This window comes from Leifsonia tongyongensis (assembly GCF_010686705.1).
Classification (GTDB): Bacteria; Actinomycetota; Actinomycetes; order Actinomycetales; family Microbacteriaceae; genus Diaminobutyricibacter; species Diaminobutyricibacter tongyongensis.
This window is the reverse complement of record NZ_JAAGWY010000004.1, coordinates 254842-268024: the sequence shown is the minus strand read 5'-3', so window position 1 is coordinate 268024 and position 13183 is coordinate 254842. Positions and strand designations below refer to the sequence as shown.

14 protein-coding genes are annotated in these 13183 nt (G+C 68.7%); 3 read left to right on the top strand and 11 right to left on the bottom strand.

Annotated elements, in window-relative coordinates; all coding sequences use genetic code 11:
- Positions 1–6: 6 nt before the first annotated feature.
- Positions 7–915, top strand: coding sequence for a TIGR01777 family oxidoreductase (locus G3T36_RS16820; RefSeq protein WP_163290978.1), 909 nt, complete (start codon positions 7–9; stop codon positions 913–915).
- 22 nt (positions 916–937) lie between these two features.
- Here G3T36_RS16820 and G3T36_RS16815 read toward each other — a convergent pair whose 3' ends face one another.
- Entirely contained in the window at positions 938–1393 is a 456-nt protein-coding gene (locus G3T36_RS16815) for a hypothetical protein (protein ID WP_420811055.1), read from the bottom strand.
- Positions 1390–2172 carry a 4-hydroxy-tetrahydrodipicolinate reductase gene (dapB, locus tag G3T36_RS16810; RefSeq protein WP_163290977.1) on the bottom strand — a complete coding sequence of 261 codons (783 nt, stop codon included), beginning with the start codon at positions 2170–2172 and terminating at the stop codon, positions 1390–1392. The genes G3T36_RS16815 and dapB overlap by 4 nt, the downstream gene beginning before the upstream one ends.
- 47 nt (positions 2173–2219) lie before the next feature.
- Here dapB and G3T36_RS16805 point away from each other — a divergent pair, with 47 nt between their 5' ends.
- On the top strand, positions 2220–2729 hold the full coding sequence (locus G3T36_RS16805) for a GNAT family N-acetyltransferase (RefSeq protein WP_163290976.1): 510 nt from the start codon (positions 2220–2222) through the stop codon (positions 2727–2729).
- 20 nt (positions 2730–2749) lie between these two features.
- Here G3T36_RS16805 and G3T36_RS16800 read toward each other — a convergent pair whose 3' ends face one another.
- Positions 2750–3352 (bottom strand): histidine phosphatase family protein, encoded by a 603-nt coding sequence (locus tag G3T36_RS16800; RefSeq protein WP_163290974.1) that lies wholly within the window; start codon positions 3350–3352, stop codon positions 2750–2752.
- A gap of 55 nt (positions 3353–3407) precedes the next feature.
- Complete coding sequence (locus G3T36_RS16795) at positions 3408–4784, bottom strand: M16 family metallopeptidase (protein ID WP_163290972.1); 1377 nt, start codon at positions 4782–4784, stop codon at positions 3408–3410.
- A gap of 187 nt (positions 4785–4971) precedes the next feature.
- On the opposite strand from G3T36_RS16795, the gene G3T36_RS16790 reads away from it, so the two are divergent.
- Positions 4972–5556 carry a TetR/AcrR family transcriptional regulator gene (locus G3T36_RS16790; RefSeq protein ID WP_163290970.1) on the top strand — a complete coding sequence of 195 codons (585 nt, stop codon included), beginning with the start codon at positions 4972–4974 and terminating at the stop codon, positions 5554–5556.
- A 139-nt stretch (positions 5557–5695) separates the two neighbouring features.
- Here G3T36_RS16790 and G3T36_RS16785 read toward each other — a convergent pair whose 3' ends face one another.
- From G3T36_RS16785 to G3T36_RS16755, 7 genes are all read right to left on the bottom strand, one after another.
- Positions 5696–6751, bottom strand: a complete 1056-nt coding sequence (locus G3T36_RS16785) for an aldo/keto reductase (RefSeq protein WP_163290968.1) — start codon at positions 6749–6751, stop codon at positions 5696–5698.
- A 218-nt stretch (positions 6752–6969) separates the two neighbouring features.
- Entirely contained in the window at positions 6970–7785 is an 816-nt protein-coding gene (locus G3T36_RS16780; RefSeq protein ID WP_163290967.1) for an HpcH/HpaI aldolase/citrate lyase family protein, read from the bottom strand.
- Complete coding sequence (locus G3T36_RS16775; protein WP_163290966.1) at positions 7782–8273, bottom strand: MaoC family dehydratase; 492 nt, start codon at positions 8271–8273, stop codon at positions 7782–7784. Before G3T36_RS16775 ends, G3T36_RS16780 begins: the two co-directional genes overlap by 4 nt.
- 13 nt (positions 8274–8286) lie before the next feature.
- Positions 8287–8940, bottom strand: coding sequence for a CoA transferase subunit B (locus tag G3T36_RS16770; protein WP_163290964.1), 654 nt, complete (start codon positions 8938–8940; stop codon positions 8287–8289).
- Positions 8940–9707 carry a CoA transferase subunit A gene (locus G3T36_RS16765; RefSeq protein ID WP_163290962.1) on the bottom strand — a complete coding sequence of 256 codons (768 nt, stop codon included), beginning with the start codon at positions 9705–9707 and terminating at the stop codon, positions 8940–8942. Before G3T36_RS16765 ends, G3T36_RS16770 begins: the two co-directional genes overlap by 1 nt.
- A 62-nt stretch (positions 9708–9769) precedes the next feature.
- Positions 9770–10972 (bottom strand): acyl-CoA dehydrogenase family protein, encoded by a 1203-nt coding sequence (locus G3T36_RS16760; RefSeq protein WP_163291124.1) that lies wholly within the window; start codon positions 10970–10972, stop codon positions 9770–9772.
- Positions 10973–10974: 2 nt separating this feature from the next.
- Entirely contained in the window at positions 10975–13182 is a 2208-nt protein-coding gene (locus tag G3T36_RS16755; protein ID WP_163290961.1) for an acetyl/propionyl/methylcrotonyl-CoA carboxylase subunit alpha, read from the bottom strand.
- Between the last annotated feature and the right edge of the window lies 1 nt (position 13183).

Here is a 13183-nt window from a genome sequence, read left to right as displayed (position 1 = left end):
CCGGCGATGCAGGTTCTCGTAGCCGGCGCCTCGGGGATGATCGGCGCTGCACTCTGCCGGCGACTGACCGAGGGCGGGCACACCGTGCTCCGGCTCGTGCGGCACGACCCGCGCAGCGACAGCGAGTTCCACTGGGCGCCGGCGGCGCGCATCATCGACTTCACGTTGATGGAGCGGGTGGATGCGGTGATCGGCCTCTCCGGCGCCTCCCTCAGCCACCTGCCGTGGACGCGACGCTACAAGAAGCAGATCCTCGACTCGCGCATCAGCGCGACCCAGACGCTGACCGACGCGATGCGGATGGCGTCGCACGGACCGAAGGTGTTCGTCAGCGCATCCGCGGTCGGCTACTACGGCGACCGGCCCGGTGTGCGGCTCACCGAGAAGTCGTCACGGGGCTCCGGGTTCCTCGCCGATGTCGTCGAGGCGTGGGAGGCAGCGGCACATCTCGCTCCGGAGGAGACCAGGGTCGTGACCGCCCGGAGTGGCGTCGTCGTCGGGCGCGGGGGCGCGATGAAGCCGCTCCTCCCCCTGGCGCGGCTCGGGCTCGCGGGGCCGATCGGCACCGGGGGCCAGCACTGGCCGTGGATCAGCCTGCACGACGAGATCGAGGCGATCATCCACCTGCTCGACTCCGAGCTCGACGGTCCGGTGAACCTCGCCGGGCCGACGCCGGCGACCGCGGCCGCGTTCCTGCGCGAGCTGGCGACGCAGGTGCACCGCCCGTACGGGTTGCCGCTGCCCGAGAAGGTGATCGACCTGACGCTGCGCGACGCCGGACACGACCTGCTGCTCACCAGCCAGAAGGTCGTGCCGGAGAAGCTGCTCGGCGACGGCTTCCAATTCGCCGATGCAACGGCGCGCGACGCGATCGCTCGACTGCTGGCCCGCGTGCCGGCGGCCTCTGCGAGCTGAGCCGCCCGGCTAGGCCACCCCGCTACGCCGCCCGGCGCTCGGCTTCGCGGTACAGCCGGATCGACTCCCGAAGCGCTGCGCGCGCCCGGCGGCGATCCCCGGACGCGTCGTACGCCAGCCCGAGCCGGAACCAGGCGCGCCAGCTGGCCGGCTCGGCTTCGACCTCGGCCTTGTACTGCGGAAACTCCTGGTCGGCGGCGTCGCGGATCGGGCGGCCGCTCGCGCGGTGCGGAAGGTCGTCCACCGGCAGGCCGCCCTCCCCGTCCAGGATGCGCACGAGCTTCTCCGTTCGCGCACCGAACAGCAGTTCGCGGCCGATCGCCCACGCTGCGATCACGGGCAGCACGAAAAGGACGACGCCCATGGCGATAGCGATCGGCTGGCCCGTCTCGATGAAGAGGACCGCGCGCTGGAAGACCAGGACCAGGTAAAGCAGCAGCAGGACCGCCATCAGGATGGCGGCGACGCGGTTCTTCACGAGGTTTCGCGCACGGTGGGTTCGGGAACGTCCCCGGCGGGCTCGGCGATTCCGAGATCGATGAGCTTGTCGAGGCCGACGGTCACGCCGCGAGCTGCCGCAGCAGCACGGATGCCCAGCAGGATGCCTGCCTCGTAGGCGCTCGATCCGACCGTGTCATGCAGGATCGTCAGGGTCTCACCGTCGCCACCGAGGACGACCTCCTGGCGCGCGACGACCCCGCGCATGCGCAGGCTGTGGATCGGGACGCTCGCAACCTGCTGGCCGCGGGCTCGCTGGTCGGTGCGCGGGGCATCCACGGGCCCTCTGGACGCACGCGCCGCGCCGATCAGCTCGGCGGTGCGCACGGCCGTGCCGGACGGCGAGTCGACCTTGCTGGGCCCATGCGTCTCGATGATCTCGATCGAGTCGAAGAAGCGCGCGGCGACGGCGGCGAACGCCGTGCCCAGAGCGGACCCGAGCGAGAAGTTCGGAACGACGACGGCACCGACGCCATCTCGCTCGGCGACCCGGCGCTCGAGGTCGACGATGCGGTCGGCCGCCCATCCCGAGGTGCCGACGAGCACGTTGATGCCGTTGTCGACGGCGAAATGGACGATACCGGGGCTGACCGCCGGAAGCGTCATGTCGACCAGTACGTCGGCGCCGATCATCGACTCGAGCGGCGACTTCGAATCGAGCGCAGCGAACAACTCGAGGTCGTCGGCCGACTCGATCAGCCGGACGGCGACGGAACCGAGCTTTCCGGTCGCACCAGCGACGGCCACGCGAATAGTCACCTGTCCAATGTAGATGATCGCGCGGGCGATCACTTTAGGCTGGGGGGATGGTGTCATTCGCCGACGTCCCCGTCACCGACCCGACCGCACACAGGATGCTCGCCGCCTACTTCGCTGAACGCGCTGCGGGCTTCCCCCCGCAACTCGGCGCCTACCGCACGACTTTCCCCGATCCTGAGCAGTTCATTCCACCCGCAGGCGTGTTCCTCATCGCCCACGATGAGGACGACAACCCGGCAGGATGCGGCGGCGTGCGCAGCCTCTACCCGGAGAGGCAGGCCGATGCTGTCGGCGCGCCTGCAGGCACGCATCCGGTGGTTCGGTACGAGATCAAACATCTCTGGGTCGAGCCGGCCCATCGCGGCCTCGGCCTCGGACGCGCGATCCTCGACGAACTCGAGGATCGCGCACGCGGTTTCGGAGCGACCGAGGTCGTTCTCGACACGAACTCCAGTCTGGAGGCGGCGGGCGGCCTCTACCGGTCGAGCGGGTACGAACGGATCGAGCCTTACAACGACAACCCCAACGCGACCGACTGGTTCCGCAAGGTCCTCTGAGCTCGCTCAGACCCGCCGGCTCAGACGGGCTGGAGCTCCGGAAGACCGGTGCGCAGTTCGACGGGCAGGTGACCCAGGTCGTTGTGGACGACGAGCACGGGCGGCTTCGCCGAACGCACACGGATGATCGTGAGACCGCAGTTCGCCTGATTGAGGCCGAGCCACCGCCAGTCCGGTGCGTCGAAGACCTGGCGCACGAACCATCCGATCACGAAGTTGTGCGTGATGAGCAGGTCGTGCCGATCGGCGCGCGCCGGGGTGAGGAACTCGTTCACGGCGTCATCCATCTGGGCGCGCCCCGCCTCGATCTCGGCCGGGGTGACCGCACCGAAGAACGAGTCGAACGCTTTCGGCATGTCGGGCGTGGGGCCCGACGGGATGCAGTCGAAGAGCAGGCTGGACGGCTCGGGCGTCAGTGCGGGCATCCGCTCGGCCATGATCGCCGCCGTCTCCGCCGCGCGCTTGAGCGGCGAGTGGTACATGGAGGTGAACGGGATGCCCCCGAGCCGCTCGGCGATCAGGTGGGCCTGACGCTTGCCACGTGCGGAGAGCGGGCCGTCGGGCAGACCGTGTTCGGCGTCCTGTTGCTCGCCGTGGCGAACAAGGTAGAGATAATGGGGCACCGTCAACCTTTCGGTGGTTCGTGGGATCGGCCAGCGGGAATCATCACAGCGGGAATCATGACAGCAGCGAGGTGAACATGTCGTCGTCGACGCTCCCGACCGCGGCGACCGAGACCTCACGGGAGGCGAGGTCGGCTGCGAGGTCGCGTACATCGTCACGCGTGACGAGGTGGAGTCGCCGGAGGCTCTCGTCGAGGTCGACGAACTCTCCCAGCGTGATCTCGGAACGGCCGAGACGTGACATGCGGGTGTCGGAGTCTTCGAGGGCGAGCGCCGCTCCCCCGGAGAGCTGGCCGACCGCCCGCCTGAGTTCGTCTGCGGTCACTCCGCCCGACGCCATCCCGTTGAGTTCGGACAGCATCAGTTCGGCGACCTGGGTCGCTTTCGACGGCGCGCAACCCGCGTACAGGCCGAAGACGCCGGCGTCGGAGTACGCGCCGGAGAAGGAGTAGACCGAGTAGGCGAGGCCGCGCTTCTCCCGCACCTCCTGGAACAGGCGGCTCGACATCCCACCGCCGAGGATGGAGTTGAGGACGCTCATGGTCACCCTGCGTTCGTCGCTGGCGACCAGGCCGGGCACGCCGACCAGCAGGTTGGCCTGCTCGATGGGACGCTCGACCGTGACGATCGCGCGACCGCGGCGGATCGCAGACGGCGCGGAGTCGCGGCGCGGTACCGGCGTCGAGACGACGCTGAGATCCCATCCGGCGCCGTTGAGGGCGCGTTCGACATCGGCGACGAGCAGGTCGTGGTCGACGGCGCCGGCTGCGGTGATGACGAGGTCCTGCGGCCGGTAGTTGGCCCGGTAGTGCTCCCAGACGGCCTCACGGGAAGCCGCGCGGATCGTCTCCGGGCTGCCACCGATCGGGCGGCCCAGCGGATGCTCGCCCAGGACGGCTTCGAAGAACCGTTCGTTCGCCACGTCTGACGGGTCGTCCTCGGCCATCGACAGCTCTTCGAGGATCACGCCCCGTTCGTTCTCGAACTCGGCCGGGTCGAGCAGCGAGGAGGTGAGCATGTCGGTGATGACCTCGACGGCCATCGGAAGATCGCGGTCCTGCACCTTGGCGTAGTAGCAGGTGTATTCCTTGGCGGTCATCGCGTTGTGCTCTCCGCCGACCGAGTCGAACGCGATGGCGATGTCGAGCGCCGTGCGCTTCGTGGTGCCCTTGAACAGGAGATGCTCGAGGAAATGCGTCGAGCCGAACGTGGCCGGATGCCCCTTCGAGCCTTCGTTCGCCGGCACGGCGGCCGTCTCATCGCGGGAGCCGACGGCGACCCAGTAGCCGAGGGTGGCGCTCCTCGACCCCGGAACGTGCTCGCTCAGAATGCGGACTCCGCTGGGGAGGATGCTCCGCCTGACCAGCGCCTCGCCGGATGCGGCGAAAGAGAGGTCGGCCAGACCGAGGGGGAGGTCGACTGCGCTGTTCATCCCCTCCACCCTACGCCAGCAGCTTTGGACACGCTGTGACTTTTCGGGAGGAGGACAAACAGACTGGTCTGTCTATGTATATACTGACCTGACGTATACAGCAGGTGGGGAAACCCCAAAACGCCACCTGCCCGACCGTTAACATGAAGCGCACCCGAACGCTTCACGAGAAAAGGAGTTGCGCCGGATGGTCGCAAGTGCCCGTTCGACCATCCGGCCGCCCGCTCCCTCGAAACTGAAGATATTGGCCACGGCCGATGAACTCTTCTATTCCGAGGGAATTCACACCGTCGGCGTCGATCGCATCATCGCGGGAGCCCGCGTAACGAAGGCGACGTTCTACAAGCACTTCCGCTCGAAGGACCTGCTGATCATCGCCTATGTCGAAGGGCGCGACCGCCGGATCCGCGACTGGTTCGACGAGAAGGAACGCACGCTCAAGGACCCGCGCGCCATCGTGCGCGCGCTCGTCGACGAGATCAGCGTCGAGGCGGTCCGTCCCGGATTCCGTGGCGACCCGTTCATCAACGCTGCGGCGCAGTTCGCCGACCCGAACCATCCGGTGCGTATCGCTGTGACGGCGCATCGCGACTGGTACGCCCACCGCATCGAAGACCTGTTCCGCGAGATCGGGCACCCGCACCCGGGCGACGCGGCCGACGACCTCATCCTCGCCCGCGACGGCGCGCTCGCAGGCGGCTACGTCGGCGATTCGATCGCCGCGAGCGCAGCGCTGCACCGCTCGGCGGAGCGCCTGCTCTCCGAGGCGTAGAGCGCCCCAGCCTCGGAGTGGCACCTGCGGTCGCGGCTGCCCCCTGCGGTCGCGGCTGCCCTGAGCGTCGAAATGACACCTGCGGTCGAGGGTGCCCAGCGCACCGGTCACGCTCGACCGGAACGGTCACCCTCGTCGGCTACTCGGAGACGCGGTCCAGGTCGAGCATCTGTGCACGCGTGAGGCGGATCGCCGCAGCCGCCATGAGTGCGTCGACTTGCTCAGGGCGGCTCGCACTGGCGACCGGCGCGACGATGCTGCGCTTGGCGAGCAGCCAGGCCAGGGCGATGCTCGCGACGGTCGATTCGTGCTCGCGCGCGACCCGGTCGAGAACCGCGAGCACACGCTGGCCGCGACGGTTGACGTATTCGGCCGCGCGAACGCTGCGGGCGCCGGCCTTGAGGTCGTCCTTCGTGCGGTACTTGCCGGTGAGGAAACCGTTCGCCAGCGCATAGCAGGGCATCACGGCCAGCCCCTGTGCCGATGCGACGATGCGCAGGTCGCTCTCGAACTCCGCACGGTGCACGAGGTTGTAATGCGGCTCGATGGCGATGAACTTGGGCAGGCCCGTCGATGACAGGATGCGCGCCTCGATGAGCCGGTCGGCCGAGAAGTTCGACGCCCCGAGGTACCGCACCTTGCCGGACTCGATCAGCCATTCGACCGTGGCGAGGCTGTCTTCGAGGGGAACGGTCAGGTCGTCGTCGTGGAAGTAGAGCAAGTCGATGTGGTCGGTCTGCAGGCGCTCGAGGGATGCCTCCACCGCACGGACGATGCTCACCGAGCTGAGGCCCGGGTTGTCCTGGTGCCGCCCGACCTTGGTGGCGATGACCATGCCGTCGCGGTTGCCGCGCTCCTGCATCCACCGCCCGATCAGCACTTCGCTGCGGCCGCCGACGTAGCTGTCTGCGGTGTCGACGAAGTTGCCGCCGAGCTGCGCGAAGCGGTCGAGGATGCTCAGCGAGGTCTCGCTGTCGGCCGTCCAGCCGAACACGCTCGCACCCAGTGAGAGCGGGTACACCGCGAGGTCGCTCTCACCGATGCGGCGTGGCGCGACGATGGAGAGCGGACCGGTGAGCTCCAGTGCCGGATCGAAGACCGGAAGGGCTGACGTCTCGACACGCTCGTCGGCTCCTGCGCCCTTCGCACCGCGAGAGGAGTGGTCGCGCAAGCGCAACGGCAGCAGCTGTGCCATATCCCCTCCCCGGTGGTACCTTGCCATCCTCGATTCGACCCGAGGACGTGAACCCCCCTGTCACGTACTTGCAGGTTACGACATGCCACCGACGGGGCCCGGGCAATCCGATGAACTGTTACAAAAACTTGTATCACGATTTGATTACGAACCGGCGAGGTGCCCCCCGAGCAGGTCACACGCCATTTCCGGCGACGACGCGAGCCCTCGGCGTCAGGTTAACCCCGCGCCTCCGACCGGTGGACGACCGTCTCGGCGTGGCGCAGCACCGGGCCGTCGACCATGCGCCCTCGGAACCGGAACACCCCCTGCTGCTCCCCCGCCGCAGCAAGCAGATCGCGTGCGAAAGCGACCTCCTCCTCGGAGGGCCGGTACGCCGCACGGATGACGTCGACCTGGCCAGGATGGATGCACGCCGTCGCAGCGAACCCCACGGCCGAGGCGTCCTCCGCTTCGGACGCGAGCCCGTCGAGGTCGCCGATGTCGACGTGGACCGTGTCGATCGCCGGCTTGCCGAACGCCCCGGCCGCGATCAGCACAGCCGATCGCGCATGGACAGCGATCGACCGGTAGGTGCCGTCGGCGTGGCGGCTCGCGGTTCCCCCGAGAGAGGCGACGAGGTCCTCCGCGCCCCACATCAGGGCTATCACCCCGCTGGTCGCCGCGAACTCAGGCGCCCGGAGGACCCCTGCGGCCGTCTCACAGAGCGCGATCACCCGCAGCCCGTCGAGCGCCGCGAAGTCGGACACGCGCTCCGTCTTCGCCAGCATCACCGTGCGATACGGCGTCGCGCGCACGGCGGCGAGATCGGCGACGTGGTCGAGCGTGCCGGCGGGGTTGATGCGCACGATCACCCGTGCGGGATCCAGCTGCGACCCGATCAGCGCCTCTCGGGCGGCCGGCCGCGCCGCCGGATCTACGGCGTCCTCGAGGTCGATGATGACCGCATCCGCCCGTTCGAGGGCTTTCGCGTAGCGCTCCGGCCGGTCGGCGGGGCAGAACAGCAGCGCCGGGCCCCAGGGGAGGTCGCTCATGCGCCTCCGACCGCCTCGGCGTGCGCATCCCGGCACCACATCAGCACCGACCGGGTCGCCTTCGCGACGACCACGCCGACCTGGTTGCGCCCGGTGTGCTCCATCGTCACGATCCCCTGCCCCGGCCGCGACGTCGACAGCCGCTTCGCCGTCACGACCGTCTCGGAGTACAGCGTGTCGCCGTGGTAGAGCGGATGCGGGAATGACACATCGGTGAACCCCAGGTTCGCGACGATCGTGCCCTGCGTGAGCTGGGTGACGGATGCTCCGACGATGGTCGACAGCGTGAACATGGAGTTCATCAGCCGCTGTCCGAATGGCTGGCTAGCCGCCCACGCCGCATCGAGGTGGAGCGCCTGGGTGTTCATCGTCAGGGTGGTGAAGAGCACGTTGTCGGCTTCGGTCACCGTGCGGCCGGGCCGGTGCAGGTACCGCGTGTCGAGGTCGAACTCCTCGAAGTACAGGCCGCGCTGCTCGACGTCTTTCATGACAACCCGTCTTTCATGAGAGCTCGATCCGCAGTGGGGCGCCGGTCGCTGCGACGACCTCGTCGACGCTCACGCCCGGTGCGAGTTCGCGGAGCACGAGGGACGACGTGCCGTCGTCGGAGCGTTCGATGTCGATCACGGCCAGGTCGGTGATGATGCGGTCGACGCATCCGCGCCCGGTCAGGGGCAGCGTGCATTCGGTGAGGATCTTGGGTCGGCCCTCCCTGTCGACGTGCTCCATCATCACGATGAGCCGTTTTGCGCCGAAGACCAGGTCCATGGCGCCACCCATGCCTTTGACCATCTTGCCGGGGATCATCCAGTTGGCGAGGTCGCCCGCTTGCGAGACCTCCATCGCGCCGAGCACCGCGAGATCGACGTGACCGCCGCGCACCATGCCGAAAGAGGTCGACGAGTCGAAGAAGGCCGCACCGCGATTGACGGTCACCGTCTCTTTGCCCGCATTGATGAGGTCGGGGTCGACCGCATCCTCGGCCGGGTACGGACCGACGCCGAGAATACCGTTCTCGGAGTGGAGGATGACCTCGACACCGTCGGGGATGTAGTTCGGGATCAGGGTGGGCATCCCGATCCCCAGGTTGACGTACTGGCCGTTCTCGAGTTCGAGGGCGACGCGCGCTGCGAGTTCGTTGCGGGTGAGGGCCATCAGCGTGCGCTCCCGTCGGCCAGGGCGACCGTGCGCCGTTCGATCCTTTTCTCCGTGTCGGCTGCGAGTACCACCCGCTGCACGTAGATGCCCGGGGTGTGGATGCACTCCGGGTCCAGCTCCCCTGCCTCGACGACCTCCTCCACTTCGGCGATGGTGATCCGCCCGGCCATGGCCGCAAGCGGGTTGAAGTTCATCGCCGCCGCGTGGAAGACCAGGTTGCCGTAGCGGTCGCCCTTCGCGGCGTGCACCAGGGCGAAGTCGGGTGTCACCGATCGCTCGAGGACATAGTCGGCGCCGTCGAACGTGCGCACCTCCTTCGGCTCCGATGCGACCGCGATCGATCCATCCGGAGCGTACAGCCGCGGCAGGCCGCCCTCGCTGATCTGGGTGCCGACCCCCGCCGGCGTGTAGAACGCGGGAATGCCGGCACCCCCGGCGCGCAGCTTCTCGGCGAGCGTGCCCTGCGGCGTCAGCTCGACCTCCAGCTCACCGGAGAGGAACTGCCGGGCGAACTCCTTGTTCTCACCGACGTAGGAGCTGACCATGCGCCGGATACGCCGGTCGGCGAGCAGGATGCCCAGCCCCCAGTCGTCGACGCCGCAGTTGTTGCTGACAACGTCGAGACCGGTCGTCCCCTTCTCGTGCAGCGCCTGGATGAGCGCGCTCGGGATGCCGCACAGCCCGAAGCCGCCGACGGCGAGCGAAGCGCCGTCCGGGATGTCCGCGATCGCCTCCGCGGCGCTGGCCACCACCTTGTCGATCATCGTCGATCTCCTCCTCTGGGTCGAACTCTGGGTCGAGCTCCTGCGAACTGTGTGCGTCGAACCTAGGCGTCGAAGCCGAGCGAGCGTGCGATGACCATCAGCTGGACCTCGGTCGTGCCTTCGCCGATCTCGAGGATCTTCGCGTCGCGGTAGTGCCGTGCGACCGGGTTCTCGTTCATGAATCCGTAGCCTCCGAAGATCTGGGTGGCGTCGCGCGCGTTGTCCATCGCGGCCTCGCTTCCCACCATCTTGGCGATCGACGCCTCCATCTTGAAAGGCTTACCGGCCATCATCTTGAAGACCGCGTCGTAATAGGCGAGACGCGCCGTGTGCACCCGGGCCTGCATCCGGGCGATCTTGAAGGCGATGTACTGGTTCGAGCCGATCGCGCGCCCGAAGACGTTGCGGGACTTCGAATAGCGGATGGCCTCCTCGAGGCAGCCCTGCGCGGCGCCCGTGCAGAGTGCAGCGAACGCGATCCGGCCTTCGTCGAGCGTCTGGATGAAGTTCGCGAACCCGCGCCCGCGCTCGCCGAGGAGGTTCGCCTGGGGCACGCGCACATCGGTGAGGGTGAGCGGATGCGTGTCCGAGGTGTGCCAACCGACCTTGTCGTAAGACGGCTCCTGCACAAGGCCGGGAGTCGGCACGGGAACGAGGATGGCCGACAGCTCCTTCTTGATGCTCCCGTCGGCGCGGAGCTCCTCGCCGGTCACTGCAGTGATGGTGACGAGCCGGGTGATGTCGGTGCCCGAGTTGGTGATGAACTGCTTGGTGCCGTTGATGACCCACTCGCCGTCGCGGAGGACCGCGGAGGTCTTGGTGCCCGCGGCATCCGATCCCGCATCCGCCTCGGTGAGACCGAAGCCTGCGAGCGCCTTGCCCGAGGTGAGCATCGGCAGCCATTCCTGCTTCTGGGCCTCGTTGCCGTGGCGGAAGATCGGCATGACGCCGAGGCCGACACCGGCCTCCAGGGTGACACCGATGCTCTGGTCGGCGCGCCCGAGCTGCTCGACGGCGAGACACAGCGACAGGTAGTCCTTGCCCTGGCCGCCGTACTCGACAGGGAACGGCAGGCCGAAGAGGCCCATCTCGCCCATCTGGCCGATGATGTCGTACGGCAGGCTGCGCTTCGTGTCGTACTCGTATGCTGCGGGAGCCACGACCCGGTCGGCGAAGTCGCGCACCTCGGCGACGAGGCGCTTGTGGTCGTCGGTCAGCTCGAAGCCGGCGACCTCGGTGGCGGGCTCGATTGCAGGGAGTGTCATGGTCATGTCGGTACCTCGGTGTTCTCCGGTTCGGCCGATTGTGTCGGCTCTGCGATGGTGTCAACGGATATGTCGTCGACGGGTTGTGCGGCGTGGATCGTCGCGACGAGCTGGTCGAGCTTCACCAGGTCGCCGGGTGAGACGGTGACGTGGGCGATACCGGCGACCGGTGCGGTGAGACGGTGCTCCATCTTCATCGCCTCGACGGTGACGAGGGTGTCGCCCGCATCCACATGATCGCCGGGGGTCACCGCGACCGACACGACCGTGCCCGGCATCGGCGAGCGCACGTCGGGGTCGGCGGTGCCCTCCGCACGGATCACGGTGGCCAGCTCTTCGGCGAGCGCTTCGCTGCGGGTGAGGATGCGGAACTCGCGCGCCCGGCCCTCGGCGCCGAGCCAGGTGCTCGCCGGAGTCTCGGCGAAGACGAAGTCGCGCGTCAGCCCGTCGAGGGTGACGGATGCGCGTGCCGGCAGTCCCCCGGCCGCGAGCAGCAGGACGAGTTCGGCGGCGTGTTCGACGCCGTCGACGGTGACGGATGCGCGGAGGCGGGCGTCATCGACGACGCGGCCGTCGCCCGCGGATTGCCGCACGAACACATCGACACGGTCGGTCGGGCCGGTCGTGATCCGGTAAGCGGAAGGCCGGGGTGCGGCCAGGCGCCAGCCGTCGGGTGTGCGCCAGAGGGCAGAGCTCGCCGCGCGACCGCCGGAATGCGCATCCGCCGCCGGGTCATGCCCGTTCCTGCGGCTCAGGTGACGCAGCAACGCGACCGCGACGAGCTCGGCCACGTCGGCCTCCCGGGCGACGAGGTGCGAGAACCGGCGGTCGATCAGGGTGGTGTCGATACGTCCGGCGCGCACATCGTCGTCGGCGAGCAGGGTGCGCAGGTAGCCGACGTTCGTCGTCGCGCCCAGGATGACCGTCTCGGCCAGCGCCGCATCCAGCCGGCGGAGAGCCGTCTCGCGGTCCGCGCCCCACGCGATCACTTTCGACAGCATCGGGTCGTAGTCGGGAACGATGTCGTTGCCCTGGACCAGACCGCTGTCGACGCGGACGCCCGCTCCGCTCGGCTCGCTCAGCACGAGGATGGTGCCGTCGGTGGGGAGGAAGTCGCGCTCGGGGTTCTCGGCGTACACCCGCACTTCGATCGCGTGACCGCGGAGGCGGATGTCATCCTGGACGAAGGGGAGCGCCTCGCCCGCGGCGATCCTGACCTGCCACTCCACCAGGTCGATCCCGGTGACGAGTTCGGTGACGGGGTGCTCGACCTGGAGACGGGTGTTCATCTCCATGAAGAAGAACTCGCCGGGCGACGCGTCGGAGACGAGGAACTCGACGGTGCCGGCGCCGACGTAGTCGACGCTCTCGGCGACCGCGCAGGCCGCCCGGCCGATCCGCTCGCGGGTCTCGGCGTCGAGCAGCGGCGAGGGCGCCTCTTCGACGACCTTCTGGTGCCTCCGCTGCAGGGAGCATTCGCGCTCGCCCAGGTGGATGGTCGTGCCGTGGGTGTCGGCGAGCACCTGCACCTCGATGTGCCGGGGCGACTCGACGAGGCGTTCGAGGAAGAGGGTGTCGTCGCCGAAGGCCGCGGCAGCGACGCGTCGCGCGGCGGCGAGGGCGTCGGGGAGTTCGTCGGCCGAACGGACCACCTGCATACCTTTGCCGCCTCCGCCGGCCGAGGGCTTGACGAGCAGTGGGTAACCCACCTCGGCGGCCGCCTCGATGAGCTGTGCGTCGTCGAGTCCCGGCTTCGCGACGCCGGGAATGGTCGGAACGCCGTGTTCGGCCACGGCCAGCTTGGCCCGGATCTTGTCGCCCATCACGTCGAGGGCCGCGACTCCGGGGCCGATGAACGCGACACCCGCAGCCGCGCAGGCGTCGGCGAAGGCAGCGCTCTCGGAGAGGAAGCCGTAGCCCGGATGGACGGCCTGCGCCCCCGTCCGGCGTGCGGCCTCGAGGATCGCGTCGATGTTCAGGTAGCTGTCGCGGGCGGGGGCCGGCCCGATGCGAACGGCTTCGTCGGCGAGCGCGACATGCGCTGCGGTTCGGTCCGGGTCGCTGTAGACGGCGACCGAACGGATGCCGAGCTCACGGAGCGTCCGGATGACACGGCAGGCGATCTCGCCGCGATTGGCCACGAGCACGGTGCCGAACAGTGGGGTGGCGGTGGGCACGTTGCCTGGAGCGCCGTGGGTTGCTGGGGTCATG